This window comes from Thermobaculum terrenum ATCC BAA-798 (assembly GCF_000025005.1).
GTDB lineage: Bacteria > Chloroflexota > Chloroflexia > Thermobaculales > Thermobaculaceae > Thermobaculum > Thermobaculum terrenum.
This window is the reverse complement of sequence record NC_013525.1, coordinates 1,506,212-1,523,414: the sequence shown is the minus strand read 5'-3', so window position 1 is coordinate 1,523,414 and position 17,203 is coordinate 1,506,212. Positions and strand designations below refer to the sequence as shown.

General features: G+C 46.9%; 13 protein-coding genes and 1 pseudogene. 9 read left to right on the top strand and 5 right to left on the bottom strand.

Annotation, left to right across the window (positions count from 1 at the left end):
• Positions 1 to 59: 59 nt before the first annotated feature.
• Positions 60 to 2,507 carry an ATP-dependent Clp protease ATP-binding subunit gene (locus TTER_RS07100; protein WP_012875340.1) on the bottom strand — a complete coding sequence of 816 codons (2,448 nt, stop codon included), beginning with the start codon at positions 2,505 to 2,507 and terminating at the stop codon, positions 60 to 62.
• Between the two features lie 184 nt (positions 2,508 to 2,691).
• Between TTER_RS07100 and TTER_RS07095 the strand changes: the two genes are divergently transcribed.
• The 9 genes from TTER_RS07095 to TTER_RS07055 all read left to right on the top strand — a co-directional run bounded on the left by TTER_RS07095 (position 2,692) and on the right by TTER_RS07055 (position 12,473).
• Positions 2,692 to 3,063: a response regulator gene (locus TTER_RS07095; RefSeq protein ID WP_012875339.1), complete on the top strand. Its 372-nt coding sequence runs from the start codon at positions 2,692 to 2,694 to the stop codon at positions 3,061 to 3,063.
• 21 nt (positions 3,064 to 3,084) lie between these two features.
• Positions 3,085 to 3,873 (top strand): WecB/TagA/CpsF family glycosyltransferase, encoded by a 789-nt coding sequence (locus tag TTER_RS07090; protein WP_012875338.1) that lies wholly within the window; start codon positions 3,085 to 3,087, stop codon positions 3,871 to 3,873.
• Between the two features lie 167 nt (positions 3,874 to 4,040).
• Positions 4,041 to 4,364 (top strand): hypothetical protein, encoded by a 324-nt coding sequence (locus TTER_RS07085; protein WP_148211911.1) that lies wholly within the window; start codon positions 4,041 to 4,043, stop codon positions 4,362 to 4,364.
• Positions 4,361 to 5,362, top strand: a complete 1,002-nt coding sequence (locus TTER_RS07080) for a bifunctional heptose 7-phosphate kinase/heptose 1-phosphate adenyltransferase (RefSeq protein ID WP_169302642.1) — start codon at positions 4,361 to 4,363, stop codon at positions 5,360 to 5,362. Before TTER_RS07085 ends, TTER_RS07080 begins: the two co-directional genes overlap by 4 nt.
• Positions 5,363 to 5,375: 13 nt before the next feature.
• The gene (gene rfaE2, locus TTER_RS07075) at positions 5,376 to 5,864 is read left to right on the top strand and encodes a D-glycero-beta-D-manno-heptose 1-phosphate adenylyltransferase (protein ID WP_041424412.1); all 489 of its coding nucleotides are present in this window, start codon (positions 5,376 to 5,378) and stop codon (positions 5,862 to 5,864) included.
• A 10-nt stretch (positions 5,865 to 5,874) separates the two neighbouring features.
• Positions 5,875 to 7,476 (top strand): M20/M25/M40 family metallo-hydrolase, encoded by a 1,602-nt coding sequence (locus TTER_RS07070; protein WP_012875336.1) that lies wholly within the window; start codon positions 5,875 to 5,877, stop codon positions 7,474 to 7,476.
• A complete protein-coding gene (gene moaC / locus TTER_RS07065; protein ID WP_012875335.1) occupies positions 7,469 to 7,951 on the top strand; it encodes a cyclic pyranopterin monophosphate synthase MoaC in 483 nt (160 codons plus the stop codon). The genes TTER_RS07070 and moaC overlap by 8 nt, the downstream gene beginning before the upstream one ends.
• Positions 7,952 to 8,194: 243 nt before the next feature.
• Entirely contained in the window at positions 8,195 to 10,597 is a 2,403-nt protein-coding gene (gene lon / locus TTER_RS07060; RefSeq protein WP_012875334.1) for an endopeptidase La, read from the top strand.
• 115 nt (positions 10,598 to 10,712) lie between these two features.
• A complete protein-coding gene (locus TTER_RS07055; protein ID WP_012875333.1) occupies positions 10,713 to 12,473 on the top strand; it encodes an RNA-binding domain-containing protein in 1,761 nt (586 codons plus the stop codon).
• Between the two features lie 48 nt (positions 12,474 to 12,521).
• Here the strand turns inward: TTER_RS07055 and glnA (TTER_RS07050) are convergent, their stop codons facing one another.
• From glnA (TTER_RS07050) to TTER_RS16370, 4 genes and pseudogenes are all read right to left on the bottom strand, one after another.
• A complete protein-coding gene (gene glnA, locus TTER_RS07050; protein ID WP_049822977.1) occupies positions 12,522 to 13,979 on the bottom strand; it encodes a type I glutamate--ammonia ligase in 1,458 nt (485 codons plus the stop codon).
• Between the two features lie 209 nt (positions 13,980 to 14,188).
• Entirely contained in the window at positions 14,189 to 15,541 is a 1,353-nt protein-coding gene (glnA, locus tag TTER_RS07045; RefSeq protein WP_012875331.1) for a type I glutamate--ammonia ligase, read from the bottom strand.
• Positions 15,542 to 15,661: 120 nt separating this feature from the next.
• Positions 15,662 to 16,708 carry a PucR family transcriptional regulator gene (locus TTER_RS07040; RefSeq protein ID WP_241215197.1) on the bottom strand — a complete coding sequence of 349 codons (1,047 nt, stop codon included), beginning with the start codon at positions 16,706 to 16,708 and terminating at the stop codon, positions 15,662 to 15,664.
• Positions 16,709 to 16,885: 177 nt separating this feature from the next.
• Positions 16,886 to 17,194, bottom strand: a pseudogene (locus tag TTER_RS16370) (PucR family transcriptional regulator ligand-binding domain-containing protein); the annotation flags it as partial.
• Positions 17,195 to 17,203: the final 9 nt, after the last annotated feature.

The following is a 17,203-nucleotide window of genomic DNA, read 5'->3' as shown; positions in this document are numbered from 1 at the left end:
CTAGAGCCTGGGGGTATCTCCCAGGCTCTAGTACCCTTACTTTTATGAGTTTTTGCTTGCTACTGGGTTACGACCGGCTGGAGAGATGAGAATGTGAGACTATCCCCATCTCTATCGACAACTACAGTGTCTCCCTCTTTGATCTCGCCACTTATGAGCATCTTCGAGATCACGTTCTCTATGTTCTTCTGGATCGTCCTCTTCAATGGTCGAGCACCGAATGTAGGATCAAATCCCTCATCAGCCAGCCACTCCTTAGCTGCTTGTGTCAGCTCCAGGTTTATCTTGCGCTCCTCGAGCCTCTTCTTAAGATCACCTAGCTGTATGTCCACTATTTGCAGTATCTGCTCTCTGGTGAGCGGATGGAATACTATGATCTCGTCTATTCTGTTCAGAAACTCGGGCCTGAAGGTTTCCCTTAGTGCCCTGGTCACAGCATCCTCAAGCTTCTTCTGCTCACCTCGACTGTCCACAGCTCTGGTGAATCCTAGCGGCTGGTACTGCTCGATCCACCCAGTACCTACATTACTAGTCATAATGATGACCGTGTTTCTAAAGTCTACTGTTCTCCCATGGCCATCCGTCAGCCTACCATCATCGAGTATCTGCAGCATTACATTGAAGACCTCAGGATGGGCCTTCTCTATCTCGTCAAACAATATCACCTGATATGGCCTGCGTCGCACAACCTCAGTTAGCTGCCCACCTTCATCGTAACCTACATATCCAGGAGGAGACCCTATCAACCTGGATACCGTATGGCGCTCACCATACTCGCTCATATCTATTCGGACCATGGCTTCCCTGTCATCAAACAGGAACTCAGCTAATGCTCTAGCCAGCTCGGTCTTACCTACACCTGTTGGCCCAAGGAATATGAAGGAACCTATTGGCCTGTTAGGATCAGACAGACCTGCTCTGCTCCTTCTAATAGCGTCAGATACGGCTTGTATGGCTTGATCCTGTCCAATGACCCTCTTATGCAGAGCTTCCTCCATATGAGCCAGCTTAGCAGTCTCAGACTCCAGCATTTGGTTGACTGGGACTCCAGTCCATTGCGCTACAACCTCAGCTATATCCTTGGCAGTTACCGTCTCACTTATTGGATGCTCTGACTTGATCTTCTCGTATTCCTTATCGTACTCGTTTTGTGTCTTTATGAGCTCAGCCTTGAGCATAGCTGCGCGCTCGTAATCCTGCTCAGCCACTGCAGCTTCGATCTGTGAGTTCAAGCTTTCTATCTTTCGCTTGTAAGACTTAAGCTCCTCAGGTAGATCGAAGTTATCTAGGCGCACCTTGCTGGCCGCCTCATCCATTAGGTCTATAGCCTTATCAGGCAGTCTGCGTTCCTTGAGGTATCTGTGCGACAGCCTCACAGCCGCCTCAAGTGCCTCATCAGATATCTTCAGGCCGTGGTGCTGCTCGTACCTGTCCCTTACTCCATAAAGGACTTGCAGGGTCTCTTCTGGGGAGGGCTCCTCAACAAACACCGGAGCTAGTCTCCTCTCCAGAGCTGCATCCTTCTCAATATGCTTTCTGTATTCGTCAAGTGTAGTTGCTCCTATCGCCTGCAGTTGTCCTCTAGCAAGGGCAGGCTTCAGCATGTTAGCTGCGTCCATTGCGCCTTCTGCAGCCCCGGCTCCAACAATTGTGTGTATCTCATCTATGAATAGTATGATTTGACCCTTAGACTGCTTGATCTCATCTACTACGGCACGCAGTCTTTCCTCAAATTCTCCTCGAAACTTAGATCCAGCTAGCATCGAGGCTAAATCAAGTGATAGCACCCTCTTGCCTCTCAGCGGTTCAGGTACTTCATCCCTGACTATAGCCTGAGCAAGTCCTTCCACGATTGCAGTCTTACCTACTCCGGGCTCTCCTATAAGGACCGGGTTGTTCTTGGTCCTTCTAGACAGTATCTGCATTACCCGGCGCAGCTCCGTCTTCCTACCGATCAGAGGATCAAGCTCGTTCTTCTCAGCCAGTGCAGTCAGGTCCACTGCAAACTTCTCAAGCGCCTGGCCCTGGACACTAGCATGAGGATCTGTTATCTTCTCTTCACCTCTGATCTCGTGGAAAGCCCTCTCTACCGCTTCAGGTGTAGCACCACTTGCCGAGAGCAGCCTACTTGCGGGCCCGGTGTTATCCTTACATAGTGCTAGCAGGATGTGCTCGGTGCTCACATACTCATCCCCGTTTCTGTCCGCCTCCATAGCGGCAGATGCTCCCAGCTGTCTTACCCTAGCTGTTACGTACACCTGCAGCTGGTTGCCACGATTTGGGGTGACTGGTTGAGATCCACGTAGCACCTGTTCGACCTGATCCTTGAGTCTGGGTATATCTACACCCACACGCTTCAGGATCATCTGGGCCGTGCTATCTGGCTGCTCTAACAGTCCGAGCAGCAAGTGTTCTACATCCAAGTATGAATGACCCATGCGCAACATAGCTTCATGGGCTCTTTGAAAAGCATCGTGAGCTTGATCAGTAAACCTATTCAGCGCCAATTCCTTCTACCTCACCCAAAAAGTTTGTCGTAGAGCCGCTAATTTACAACTGTATCCGAATCAGCGGCTTCATTACTCATAACATCTGTATGGGCATACATATTCCAGGGTATGCTTTTTGCAAAATGAATGTATGTGCTACCTTTTTGGAGTAAAATGTGCTTGCAGATTGGATGTAGTTCCGATGTCTTCAGGGGATAATCGGACGATAGTAGTAATAGATGATAATGATGATGTACGAGACTTCCTCACACTTATATTTGAGGGAGAAGGCTATAAAGTTCTGCCTGTAGAGGAGGCTGAAACTGCGCTCGTAATGATCAAGAGGCTGCGTCCAGCCCTTATAACTCTAGATATAGAATTACCGCGCGTTGATGGCCTTCAGCTTCTAGAGTCACTCAAGTCTGACGAAGATACTATGAGTATACCTGTCGTCATCCTGAGCGCTAAGCGTAAGTCTCTGAGAGATTTCAGGGCTACGAAAGCTGATTGGATCATTGAAAAGCCTTTTGACCTAAAAGATTTACAATTAGCTATAAATACGCTCATACCTTGAGTTCTTCTATGGAGAAAGTGCTTGACTAAATATTTAGAAGGCACGAACCTGGGCTTTCAATCGGAGTTCGAAGTCCTGAAGGTTAGAGTCACCCCTGCTCCTATAGATCAAATCATCAGCTTTATAGCAAGTACTCTTGAAAGTGGTCACAATGGTTGGATAGCAACTGTAAACCCCGAGTTTATAGTGTCTGCACGGAAAGATCCTCAATTTCTTAAGGTGCTAAACAGCGCGGATCTTGCCGTGGTAGATGGTGTGGGTGTCCAGATTGCGCTGTTTCTGCTATACCATATTAGGTCTCCACGCACTCCAGGAGCAGACATAATCAGAGATATATGTACTCTAGCTGCTAATAAAGGTTGGCCCGTATTCTTCTTGGGAGCTGCCCCAGGAGTAGCCGAAGCAGCTGCCCGAGCCCTGAGAGCTGAGATCCCAGAACTGCAAGTTGCAGGCACTTACGCTGGGCGTCCTATTCCTGAGGAAGATGAGCACATAAGACAAATGATAAAAAATAGTGGAGCTAGGTTGTTGTTTGTCGCTTTTGGAATGCGAAATCAAGAGATTTGGATTCATAGGAACCTTCCATATCTAGGATCTATAGTCGCAATGGGAGTTGGAGGGACTTTTGACTATCTATCGGGCAAGGTGCCTAGAGCACCAGGACTAATACGTAAGTTAGGGTTAGAGTGGTTTTATAGGCTTCTGAGGCAGCCTTGGCGTTGGAAACGTCAGATCGCTTTGCCGATATTTGTCTATCTAATTCTCAAAGAATTATTGCTTTTCAAAAGCAATATCAAAAAGAAAGGATGATAGTGGAGCAAGAAGTTCGTTGTCCAAGACATCCAGATCAGGTGACTAGTCTTACATGCTCTCGCTGCGGTAAGCCAGTGTGTTTTAGATGCATGGTCTATACACCAGTAGGTATAAGGTGCAGGGAATGTGCTAGTAACCCTAGATCCGGGGTGTATGCACCTTCCATGGGTCAGATCGCTAAGTCCTTTCTGGCAGTACTGCCTCTTTCCATAGTGTTAGGAGCACTATGGATGATGTACCCGCGTTACGCTTTTTGGATAGCCCTAGTACTTGGATTCGTCGGAGGGGAGATAATTAGTCTCGTATCGGGTAGAAAACGCGGACCTGAAATGCAGGCTGTTGCCGCTATCGCTGTCTTGTTAGCTGTGGCTATAGGTTTGGTAGGTGAGGTACTGAGAGGAATATCGCTAGGCAACAACATGGATTTCCTGTTTCAAATAATTATGGCGGTAGTTGCATTATTTTTAGCAGTGGCACGTCAAAGGTGAAGCTAAATAACATAGATAGACAGCAACTAATAGATCTTATAGCATCTTTTCACCGAGTCAGTGCGCTAGTTGTTGGCGATATATGCCTAGATAGGTACATATTTGGTGAACCAACCAGGCTATCTAGAGAGGCCCCGGTACCAGTCCTTGAGTGGAGGCGTGAGTATGCCCTTCCTGGTGCAGCATCTAACCCTGCTCTGAACTTAGCTTCTTTGGGCGCACAGGTGTCGCTTATTGGGGTGGTTGGGGACGACTCAGCTGCAGTCGAGCTCCGAGAGTTGTTGGATAAGCACGGAGTTGATTCATCTCATCTTGTTTCCTCTCCGGATAGGAGAACAACTGAGAAGACGAGAATATTGGCAGAAGGGTTACTGTCCCTTCCACAACAGGTAGCTAGGGTAGACAAAGTAGATAGAGAACCTTTGAGAAGTCATCAGATATCTGACCTGAACAAGAATATAAAAAATAAAGCTTCGGAGGCAGATGTCATACTGGTATCCGATTATAGGGTTGGAGTAGTAAATCCTGAGGTGATAGCGTCTTGCTTGGAGGCTTCACAATATCTCGATATCCCTATATTGGTGGACTCTCAGGGAGAGCTCTCCCGTTTTAAGGGATATAAATGCATACGCTGCAACAGACGCGAGGCAGAGAGATCGCTAGGTCATAAATTAGAAACCGAGGCCGATTTCGAGTACGTGCTTCCACAGGCAGCTAAATATCTAGAGTGTGATTGGCTCGTCGTAACTCGTGATTCCAATGGTATATCTGCTTATTCCCAGGATACCGGCTACGTTCATGTTCCGGGAGAAAAAGTTACCGTTGTGGATGTGGTTGGAGCCGGGGATACAGTTATAGCTGTGCTAGCTTTGGTGATGGCTCTCGGAGGCGATGTTGCCACAGCGTCATTTCTGGCTAATAAAGCAGCTTCACTGGTTGTGCAGAAACTTGGTAATGCCTGCGTATCCCAGCACGATCTACTACAAAGCCTGAGGTAATTAGGGGGGAATTTTGGAGCAAAGAGTACTAAGCCAACAAGATATCGTTAGATTAGTGGACGCCGTTAGGAAGCAGGGAAAGAGTATAGGCTTTACTAATGGGTGCTTCGATATTTTGCATGTGGGTCATGTCCGCTATCTATGTGCAGCTAAGTCCATGGTAGATGTACTAATAGTGGGCGTCAATAGTGATGAATCAGTCCGTGCTCTAAAGGGACCGCAAAGGCCTGTCATCCCAGATATCTTTCGTGCTGAGGTTTTGTCTGCTTTGCGCTGTGTAGACTATGTAACCATATTCTCGGACAGAACAGCTGAAAGGATCGTAGAAGCTATTAGGCCCGATATCTATTTCAAAGGCGGGGATTATACCCCGGATGTCAATAGCCTACCAGAGTCTGCGATAGTTAGGGAGTATGGTGGTAAGGTAGTTATACTGCCCTACCAGGAAGGTTTTTCGACTACCCGCATTCTGGGAACCATTAGAGAATTGCTTGAGAGGTGAAATTTCTAGTATGTCTATAGAGAATGTTCTGAGCATCATATTGCGGCTTGTAAAGCATCCTAGCTTTACGAGGACAGAGGGTGAAAGAAGCATACCTGCTCTAATAGATGAGCTCCTCGATGAGATTGGACTCGGCCTCCTTCAGCACGGAATACAAAAGATAGCTGGAGATCCTTGGGAACGTTCTTTTGTTTGGGCCTTGCTGAGGGGAAGTTCGAACAATGCTGTTGTCTTGATATCTCATTTTGATACTGTTGACGTTTCAGATTATGGAGACCTTGGAAGTTATGCCTGCGATCCTGGTGCGCTACGCGAACGCTTGTTATCTCGAAGGGAACAATTAGACGACATTGTCTATGAGCATCTAAGGGCTGAATCTGATTGGTTGTTTGGTCGCGGCACGGTCGATATGAAAGCAGGTATTGCTGCTCATCTATGGGCCCTATCCGAGTTTTGTAAGGAGAAGCTTCAGGGAAAAGAGTTACCAGGTAGCATAATATTCTTGTCCGTACCAGATGAGGAGGCTGAGAGCATAGGCATCATGGGGGCCGTAGAATGGCTCTCAACCCTTGCAGAGAAGGAAGGTCTTAGGCTAATAGGTGCCATAAATACTGATTATTCGACACCCAGCTCTCGCGAGGAGATGGATTCCACCATGCACGTAGGTACTATAGGTAAGTTGCTCCCTAGTATCTACGTGCGTGGTGTTGAGTCCCATGCGGGGGAACCTTCCAAAGGCATTGACGCTAATTTGCTTCTGGCAAGAATTGTTTCCAAGATAAGTATGAATCCCGATTTGGCCGATACCGACAACGACGTGAGGTCGGTCGCACCTGTTACTCTGAAGATGTGTGACTTCAAGGACAGCTATGATGTAAGGATCCCCTTCGAAAGTTTCTGCTACATAAACTACCTGGTTCTAAGAAAATCCCCTAAGAACGTAATAGATGAGATAGCTGCTTTGGTGAATGCTGCCATTGTAGAGTCTTTAGGGGATATTGATATCAATATCCCTGGGGTAACTCCCAAGGTCGTTACTTACGATGAGCTGGTAGAAGCTGCCGTCTCTATACTGGGGAAGGATAAAGTGGCACAAGCTTTAAGGGAAATAAACCAACGGTTGTTTGAATCCGGCACAGACTCAAGAATGAGGTGTGCGGAGTTGGTAAGAACAGCTTGGAATATGAGTGGAATGTCTGGTCCAGCTGCCGTAGTCTACTTTTCTCCCCCTTATTATCCGAGCGTAAAAGGGGGAGAAGACAACCCACTTGTGCGAGCTGTTACCGAGTTGGCTGCTAACTTGGGCACTAAGATACAGCATTACTATCCATACATATCCGATGCCAGTTACATGAAGCTGGAGGTTGAATCCTCATCCTTAGACTCGCTAAGCAAAAACATGCCCATTTGGTCCAATAAGCGTGAAAGCGGATCATACAATGTTCCTTTTGAGAGCATGCGCAAGGTTAACCTGGATGTAGTCAATATGGGCGTACTCGGATTTGATGCTCACAAGTATACCGAGAGGCTATATATACCGTATAGCTGTGAATTTCTCCCCAAAGCTATACATGACGTAGTACTCGCAGCATGGGAGAATGCTAATGGATGATCTCACGCACATAGATTCTTCAGGGGATGTACATATGGTTGATGTGGGAAGCAAGCCTACATCGCATAGAGAGGCCGTGGCGGAAGCTACGGTGTACATGAGTCTGGATACTCTTCGAAAGATAAGGCAAGGTAATTTACCGAAGGGTTCTGTGATATCTGCGGCCAAGTTAGCAGGTATTATGGCTGCTAAACGCACTTGGGAGCTAATACCTTTGTGTCATAACATTTCTCTTAGCTCGGTTGACCTAGATCTGCAATTTATTGAAGACCCTCCATCGATACGAGTAGTATCCACAGTCAGAACGGAAGCTCAAACTGGAGTTGAGATGGAGGCTCTAACTGCGGCGTCTGTTGCGGCCTTAACGATCTACGATATGTCCAAGGCGGTCGAGCGAGGCATGGTTATAGGGGATATCCGGCTCCTCAAAAAGACGGGTGGTGTGCATGGGGACTACAAGGCCGAAACCGAATGACAGAATAGTAATACTAAAGTCATTTGACTATAACGATAGTTTAACTTTGATTAGATAAACTATACATAAAGCGAAAGCTATTGGCTAGGACTAGTTATATATTGGCGCACGGAATTATCGGTTTTTATAATGTATTACTAACTTGTAGTGCTGATTTTTGCTTGATTTTTAGTTATAGCTCTTAGTATCGAGCTTATCTAGAAGACGTAATTTTATATGGTTTATGAGTTAGGGGTTTGACTTATGTATGCGCAGTCTGCCGATGTTTATCCGCTTCTGCCACTCAAGAGAACGGTTATTTTACCTGGGACCGAAAGTAAGCTCACGATAGGGAGGCCAAAATCTCTTGAAGCCGCAGAGTGGGCTATAGCTAGAGACTGCCTGCTCGTTACTAGTGCTCAGAGAAACGGCGATGAGGACGATCCCTCTCCAGAGGGACTCAACCGTATAGGCACCTTAGTGCGATTGCGCCATTGGGAAAGGCTACCAGAGGGATTGATGCAGGTTGTGGTTGTGGGCCTGAAGCGGGTTAGCCTGCACAGAGTAGAAGTGTCCGAAAAAGGATATAGAGCTCTTGTTTCGCCTGTCGAGGAGCCTGAGACCACATCTTCTGTAGAGAGATTAATGATAGATCACGTAGTAGATCTCTATGCCCAGCACGTTGAGTCTAAGGGCAAATCTCCGAGCGACGCCAGGAATGAGCTGGAAGCATTCTCCTCGGCTTCTGAGTTGGCAGACTACTTGGGGAATATCCTTATTACGGATTGGCAGGAAAGGCAGAAATTCCTGAGTATTCTTCATCCTATGGACAGGTTGGAGCGCCTGGCTATCATGCTTACGGGTTCTTCTCAAATCGAAGAGCTCGAGTCACGTATAAGAGCGCGAGTCCGACAGCAGATAGATAAGAGCCAGAGGGAATACTATCTACGTGAGCAGCTCAAGGTTATTCATGACGAGCTAAGCGGCGAGGGTGGCAACGAGATACAGGCGCTGCGCGATAAGGTCGAGAGCTCCAACTTGCCGGATGAGGTTCGCGAGAAAGCTCTACGAGAGATAAACCGACTCGAGAGAACCCCTAGCACATCCCCAGAAAGTGGGGTTATAAGAACGTATCTAGACTGGATACTAGCGTTACCCTGGTCACATAGTACTGAGGACAACTACGATATCAGGCGAACGGAACAGATACTTGATGAAGATCATTATGGACTCGAAAAGGTAAAGGAAAGAATACTCGAGTTCTTAGCTGTAAGAGAGCTGACTAGCAAATCTGGTAGTAAGCCGAAAACTCCTATACTTTGTCTGGTGGGGCCTCCAGGTGTTGGGAAGACCAGTTTGGGACAGAGCATAGCAAGGGCCTTAGGCAGAAGCTTTGTACGTATTAGCCTAGGAGGAGTCAGGGATGAGGCTGAGATTAGGGGTCATAGGCGAACCTATGTGGGAGCTCTTCCCGGAAGGATCATTCATGGCCTAAGGCAGGCTAAGACCAACAATCCGGTCATGTTGCTGGATGAAATCGATAAGATGAGTGCTGATTACAAGGGGGATCCATCTGCTGCCATGCTTGAGGTGCTGGATCCTGAGCAGAATAAGACGTTTGTTGACCATTACATGGAGCTCCCATTTGATCTTTCTAATGTGCTCTTTATAGCTACTGCCAATACACTCGATACTATACCTCGTCCTCTACTCGACAGAATGGAAGTAATACAGATAGGTGGTTATACCGAGGATGAGAAGGTCCAAATAGCGCGGAGATACCTGTTGCCTAAGCAGATACAGTCTCATGGACTTCAGCCTCACTACATAGAGATCTCGGACAAGATGCTGAGACATATAGTGCGCTTTTATACTCGTGAGGCTGGAGTGCGAAATCTTGAACGCCAGCTGGGCGCAATATGTAGGAAAGCTGCAAGACAGATCGTTTCAGGTAGGACCTCTAGGATTAGAGTTACTACTCACTTACTCCAAGAATACCTTGGCCCACCCAGGAAGATACAGGATATGCGTAATGCCAGTGACCAGGTAGGTGTGGCTATAGGTATGGCTTGGACGGAACTTGGTGGTGTGCTACTACCGGTGGAGGTGGCTACATTACCTGGAAAAGGTCAGTTGATAATCACTGGTCGTCTAGGTGATGTAATGCAGGAATCAGCTAAGGCAGCACTAAGCTACGCTAGATCCAGAGCAAAGGAACTTAATATTCCCGAGAACTTCCAAGAGACAACAGATTGGCACATACACTTGCCTGAAGGGGCTGTGCCTAAGGATGGTCCCAGCGCAGGGATAACTATGGCTACAGCAATGATTAGCGCACTTACTCATAGACCTGTGAGATCTGATGTGGCCATGACTGGTGAGATTACTCTAAGGGGACGAGTGCTCCCTATAGGCGGACTCAAAGAGAAGGTGCTGGCTGCACATCAGTCGGGAATACGCTGCATAATTGCACCCAAAGATAACGAGCCAGATCTAAACCTAATACCTAAGAACGTACAGAGAGACCTCAAGTTCTACTGGGTTGAGAGCATGGACGAAGTGCTAAAGATAGCTCTTGCTCCCAGAGCAGAGAATTCAGACTCTCCAATAGACCTGCCAACTGAAACGTCCAGCTACGATCTATCAGTGCAAAGCAAGAGTAGCTGAACTTGGTGCTTTGATTAGTGGGGTGCGAGGTGACATAAAAACCTCGCACCCTATTTTGCTAGAATTGGCAAAAATAGAAATTGTAAATCTTACCGATCTAGGGGGTTGATGTGATTTGGCGAAATCAAAAAATAAGAGTCAGATGAAATGGTTTAGAGTTGACTTGCATATCCATACTCCTGCGTCTTCCCTCTGCTACTTGGACAAGAACGTTAGGTTTATAGATATACTGCGCAAGACGGCTGAAAAGCAGCTGGATGCCATAGCTATAACTGACCACAATACTGTTGTTGGTATAGCTGAATTTCGGAGGAGGTTGGATACACTGAGGTTTTTGCGGGATACTCATCGTCTCACTCCCGCAGAGGCCTCCGAGCTTGAAGAATGCGAGCAATTGCTGTCCAGGATCCTTGTCCTGCCAGGCTTTGAATTCACAGCTACCCTTGGTTTCCATATTTTGGCTATATTTCCACCAGAGACATCTATTAGAAAACTTGAACACATATTGCTCGAGCTAAATGTTCCCGAAGAGAAGCTTGATGAGGGCACTAGCGAGATTGGGGCCACTACGGACGTCCTGACGGCTTACTCCCTGCTCAATAAGGCTGGCGCTTTAGTGATAGCTGCTCATGCGAATAGTAACCATGGGGTGGCTATGCAGGACTTTAATTTTGGAGGGCAAACCAAAATATCATATACTCAGGATCCTAACCTGCATGCTTTGGAGGTTACAGATCTGGCTAGCCGTAGTAAAAAGGCTACTGCTAGATTTTACAATGGTACCAAGCCTGAGTACCCAAGGAGGATGCACTGCATACAAGGTTCTGATGCTCACAGGTTAGAGAGGGATCCTTCAGATAAGAGTGGCAGGCTGGGCATAGGTGATAGGTGTACTGAGATGCTTCTTCCGGAAGTTAGCTTCGAAGCCATAAAGGACTTGCTTACCAGCACGGACTTCGATCGAACTCGTCCTGCCAAGCAGATCTCTCTGCCTGATGTTATCATGCAGGCTCAACAGTCCGGACCGGGCCCCTCACTAGTGTTCTACGAGCGTCTAAGTAGCAGAAAGCAACAGATGGAAGAGGTTGCAAAGGATGCTGTTGCTTTAGCCAATGGGGGAGGGGGAAGGATAATTATCGGTGCAGCTCGTGAGCCCGGGGCGGTCAAGGGTGTAGACAACCCCGAGGCTCTTGCCGAAAGGGTTCAGCAGTATATAGAATCTGCGGTGCAGCCCAGACTTAAAGTAAAGGTAGAGATAGTGCAGTCGCAGGGAAAGAATGTACTCATAGTGTCCGTTCCCGATGGCACTAGTCCTCCTTACCTTTTGAAGCCAGCTCAGGTCTGGGTACGTAAGGACGCTTCTACCGTACCAGCATCGCCTGAGGATATTGTGAAGCTGGTTAGCAAGTATCATTCTGAAAAAACCTTATCTTTTGGTCCCGATGTTCAGCCGCAACAAACTCATTCCCTGCACGATCCTCCAAAGAATGGAGTTGAGATAATTGACTATACTACTCGGGATGGCGTCAACTACTACACGATGAAGGACCTGCGTAACGGATCGATCGTAACAAACGTAACCAGGGGTTCTGCTCGGAAGCTGTGGAGGTATGCAATCGAAGAGCATGAGAGCGGAAAGTTTGATCCTTCAAAGATCCAGTGGCGTGAGGGCATGGGTATTTGGAAGACTTACAGGCGCGGCAATGAGATACGCTACAACTTGGTGCAGAGGGACGCAGATGGTAGGCTGCACGTTTATTATGGTGTGACCGATGAAGGCTTACATGGGGCGTGGAGGGCATTTGCGCTTCCAGCTGAGGAGCTGGAGGATTCCCAGGATACCGTATCTAAAGAGCCAGTTGAAGTCATCAGCTAAGTATTCCAGGGCAGGATCATAAAACCTGCCCTGGAATACTTGATCAGACTACGCATCGTGATACATGAAGAACTCGTAAGGATGAGGTCTTCTGTTTATCTCGGAAACTTCCTTCTTCTTTATAGACAGCCAGGTTTCTATGAGATCCTTGGTAAATACATCTCCCTGCAACAGGTAATCGTGATCATTCTCCAGTGCAGAGAGTGACTCGGCTAGTGAAGATGGAGCAGACGGCAGCTTAGTAATAGCTTCTTCTGGTAGTTCGTAGAGATCCTGATCCATAGGAGCAGGAGGCTCTATCTTGTTCTTGATTCCATCCAGACCAGCCATAAGCATCGCCGCGAATGCTAAGTATGGGTTACAGCTAGGATCCGGAGCTCTATATTCTATTCGCTTGGCTTTAGGATTATTGCTGTACATCGGTATTCGTACACAAGCTGATCTATTGCGCTTTGAGTACATGAGGTATACCGGAGCCTCAAATCCTGGAACTAATCTTCGATATGAGTTGGTAGTTGGAGCTGCGAACGCTAGTATAGACGGAGAGTGTAACAATATCCCGCCGATATACCACCTGGCCAGGTCGCTTAGCCCAGCATAGCCTTCTGGACTGAAAAACAGGTTTTGATCTTCCTTCCATAGGCTTTGATGTACATGCATACCTGAACCATTGTCTCCAAAAATCGGCTTGGGCATAAACGTAGCCACATAGCCCTTCTGGTAACAAGTATTCTTCACCACGTATTTGTACATCATCAGCTGGTCAGCCATACGGGTGAGGGATTTGAAAGCCATGTCTATCTCGGCTTGACCAGCAGTGCCGACCTCATGATGATGCACTTCTACATCGATACCGGCAGCTATAAGGTTCTGTACTATCTCAGATCTGAGGTCTTGAAGCTTATCGGTGGGTGGAACGGGGAAATAACCTTCTTTGAATCTTGGTCTGTACCCAAGATTAGGAACTCCACCGTCGTTACCGCTGTTCCATATGCCCTCTTCGCTGTCTATAAAATAGAAACCGTAGTGACTGTCTTGATCAAACCTTATTGAGTTGAAGATGTAAAATTCGGCTTCAGGCCCCCAATAGCTAACAGTAGCTATGCCAGTTTCCCTAAGATAGTTCTCGGCCTTTTGAGCTACGTATCTAGGATCTCTACTGTAAGGCTGCCCTGTTACTGGGTCGTATACGGAGCACGTAATTGACATGGTCGGTACTTTCAGTAGAGGGTCTACGACAGCCGTTGAGGGATCAGGGATAAGTATCATATCGGACTCATGTATGTGCTGGAATCCCCTTATGGAAGAACCATCGAAGCCTGCTCCTTCCAGAAACAGTTTTTCACTCAGTTCGGATACTGGAATGCTAAAGTGCTGCCAAGTACCTAGCAGGTCGACAAATCTCAAGTCAACAATAGCCACTCCAGCTTCGTGTGCACGAGCGATGACTTCTTTAGGCGTCATTCCTTCCTGAACGATTTGCTCTTCGATCAAGACCTTACCCATTTATTCTCTTACCTCCGAATTTTTACCTGCGGTACGCACTAGTCTCATCTGTTATGCATGACTTTACTGGTCATAAAGGGACTTTTGTAAGTGCAATACCCATCAAAGATGAACAGGTTTTTTGTGCAATATGCATAAAACTAAAAACAGAAACGGGAGAGACATGTTATCTCTCCCGCGAAAGCACGTATTTCTTCTAATCTAATAGGCTAGTAAATGGGTAGGTATCGATCTATTTCCCACTTGGTTACATACTTGCTGTACTCTTCCCACTCTATCTGTTTGGCTTCTATGAATCTTTCATATATATGTTCGCCAAGTGCATCTTGTATAACTTCGTCTTTCTTAAGCTCTTCTATTGCTTCTCCCAGGCTACCAGGTAGTGTACCGACCCCATGCTTGGCAAGCATATGCTCATCAAATAGGTAGAGGTTCTCCTCCACGGGATCCGGCGGCTCTAGTTCTCTCTTAATACCGTCCAGGCCAGCTTTGAGCATAACTGCGAAGGCTAGATATGGGTTAGCACTTGGGTCTGGACATCTCAACTCTACCCTAGTAGCCTTCAGTTGACCTTTGCTTACCTTAGGTACTCTGATCAAGGCCGATCGATTTACTCTTGCCCATGACAAGTACACAGGAGCCTCATAACCTGGTACCAGACGCTTGTAGGAGTTCACGGTGGGAGCTAGAACTGCGATCATGGCACGAGCATGAGCCAGCTGTCCAGCTATGAAGTGCTTAGCGATCTTCGACAGCCCATAGGTATCTGACGGATCTGCGAATGCATTTTCACCATCCTTGAATAGGCTTTGATGAGTATGCATGCCTGATCCATTGACGCCGTAAATAGGCTTTGGCATGAAAGTGCAATGAAGTCCGTGACGCTCCGCAATGGCCTTCAAGGTGTATTTAAGAGTTACCGCAGCGTCAGCAGTAGGAATGGCGGCATCATACTGAAAGTCTATCTCATGTTGCCCTGGAGCTACTTCGTGATGACTGGTCTCTACCTTTATGCCTATGTCTTCCAGGGCATTTACCATATCTTTACGTACATCATATGCGAGATCAGTGGTTAGGTCGAAGTAACCACCCTTATCGTGGGGTAGTACTTCAGTCTTCTCAAGGTCGGACAGTTTGAATAGGAAGAATTCCAACTCTGGGCCGGTCATGAAGTCATAGCCCAAAGCCTTGGCTTCTTCGACTACCCTTTTGAGAGCTGCTCTGGGATCTCCAGGAAATTCAGACCCATTAGGTTCCCTTACCCAGCATATGATTCTAGCTCCAGCGTTCTCGCCTCTTTCCCAAGGTATAACTCTAAAGGTCTCGAGGTCGGGAACAAGAAGCATGTCGCTTTCTGCGATACGAGCGAAACCTTCGATAGAGGATCCGTCAAACCATTTTCCGTGTTCTACACAGTCTTCGAATTGGGATACAGGTATGGTTACGCTCTTTACCATACCTATTATGTCTGTAAATTGTAGGTTGATGAATTTGATATTTTCTCTTTCTATAGTTTCCTTTACTCGTTGCAGAACATCGGGCTGGACATCTACTAAGGCCATTTGCAACTCCTGAGTATAATAGTTACGCGTATATGGTATAGGTCGAAGGCTATCATTCTAGTATGCATTTTGCACAATAAAACCACTACTTGGTTGTGCAGTTAGCAACAGAAATTAGCGCTACACCAAGAAGGGATAAAGGTGTACGGCAATAGCTAACATAAATCTGTCTTCAGGGTCATCCAAATTCCTTCCAGTAAGCTGCTCTATTTTGTGCAATCTGTAGGCCAGGCTATTGCGATGTATGTGCAGAATGCGAGCAGCTTCTGATAAATTGCCGTTGCATTCAGAATATACTTTCAGAGTCGCGAATAGCTCCGATCTGTTACCCTCTGCTTCTGTGATAAGTGGAGTTAGAATATCGATGACTCTTCTTTTTATAGGTTCCAAGCCAGCCAAGGGGGCTATAAGTCCATAAGCTTTAGCTTCTTCTAAGGTTACCATTCTCCCTTGATAGACCTTCTCGCTGACAAGGGCTGCTACCCTAGCCTCATAAAGGTGGTTAGGTATTTCGCTTATCTGTTTCACCTGAGAGCTAATCCCAATGGCAATATTGGGTACATTTATTGTTCCACCTCTACTCAGCATAGATGTTGTGCTCTCACCCCTTAGGTTGGCAGGTAAGAGCATAGCGATTTCACTTTTCTCATACAGAATAGGGTAACTTGAAAGCAGGCTTGATACCCTTGGTAGCAGATCCCTTAATAACTCCATAGCATTAGTTTCAGGTGGTATCCCTCTTATTACCGCTACTATACCGTTATTTGGAATGGATACCCCTACAACATCTGCTCTTACAGCTAGATTTTCAACGGATCCTTTATAGAACAGGTCCCTGATTAGTTCTGAACGTAGCCTGGCCTTATTCTCCTCAGCTGCTAATAGCCTGCTCAACTCTACAGAGATAGCTGCGGCTGTCTGCTTTATATCCAAGGCTTCCTGCGGGGTTGGGTCTGGCTTATCGGCTAGAACTACTAATACTGCGATAGGTTTATTGCTCCTACGTACTGCTATCTGCCAGATCCATCCGGAATGCCTTGTGTCTGTTGACCTATTTGTATAGATCGTGCTTTCCTTCCAGTCTGTATTTAGGTCAGGAGGATCTATATCGGGGAAATTAGGGCTTGAAATCATTTGCCCATCGATCTGATAGCAAGCCACTGGCATATTGAGGCTCTGTGCTAGCAATCTGATTAGTGCCTCTGGGCCTCTATTGCTAGCAAGAATATCCAAAAGCTGTACTTGTGTCTGATTGGTTCTCTGGATACCGGATCGGATCCTGTTGGAGATGAACTCAACCAGATCCCTCTCAAGCTCTGGAGGGGATACATTAGTCACAGCTAGAATCGGTAGTTCTATTTCGTTAGCAACCTGTATAGCCCTAACGGAAGGCACCTGCCATAGGCATATACCAGCTATGTCGGCTGATTTTAAGGATCTAAGCAGATCTTCTAGTGTCTGATCCCCGCCTAAATATTCATATGTCGATGGCGGAATGAGAACCAGCTCTCCTCCCTCAAGTCTAGATAGTGCAGGGGTACGTGATCTAGCCGAGGCAACCCAGGTAACTATGTGGTTGAGGGATTGTGCACCTGCAACCACTGATGCCTTTCCACTGAGAGGACCAGACAGCAGATCGCTTATTGAGACCACAAGAGATTA

Excerpts from the sequence above, each read along its gene's own strand:
- TTER_RS07095 (WP_012875339.1), top strand. The coding sequence starts at position 2,692 with ATGTCTTCAGGGGATAATCGGACGATAGTAGTAATAGATGATAATGAT.
- TTER_RS07085 (WP_148211911.1), top strand. The coding sequence starts at position 4,041 with ATGGGTCAGATCGCTAAGTCCTTTCTGGCAGTACTGCCTCTTTCCATA.
- TTER_RS07070 (WP_012875336.1), top strand. The coding sequence starts at position 5,875 with ATGTCTATAGAGAATGTTCTGAGCATCATATTGCGGCTTGTAAAGCAT.
- moaC (WP_012875335.1), top strand. The coding sequence starts at position 7,469 with ATGGATGATCTCACGCACATAGATTCTTCAGGGGATGTACATATGGTT.
- lon (WP_012875334.1), top strand. The coding sequence starts at position 8,195 with ATGTATGCGCAGTCTGCCGATGTTTATCCGCTTCTGCCACTCAAGAGA.
- glnA (WP_049822977.1), bottom strand. The coding sequence starts at position 13,979 with ATGGGTAAGGTCTTGATCGAAGAGCAAATCGTTCAGGAAGGAATGACG.
- glnA (WP_012875331.1), bottom strand. The coding sequence starts at position 15,541 with ATGGCCTTAGTAGATGTCCAGCCCGATGTTCTGCAACGAGTAAAGGAA.
- TTER_RS07040 (WP_241215197.1), bottom strand. The coding sequence starts at position 16,708 with ATGCCAGTGGCTTGCTATCAGATCGATGGGCAAATGATTTCAAGCCCT.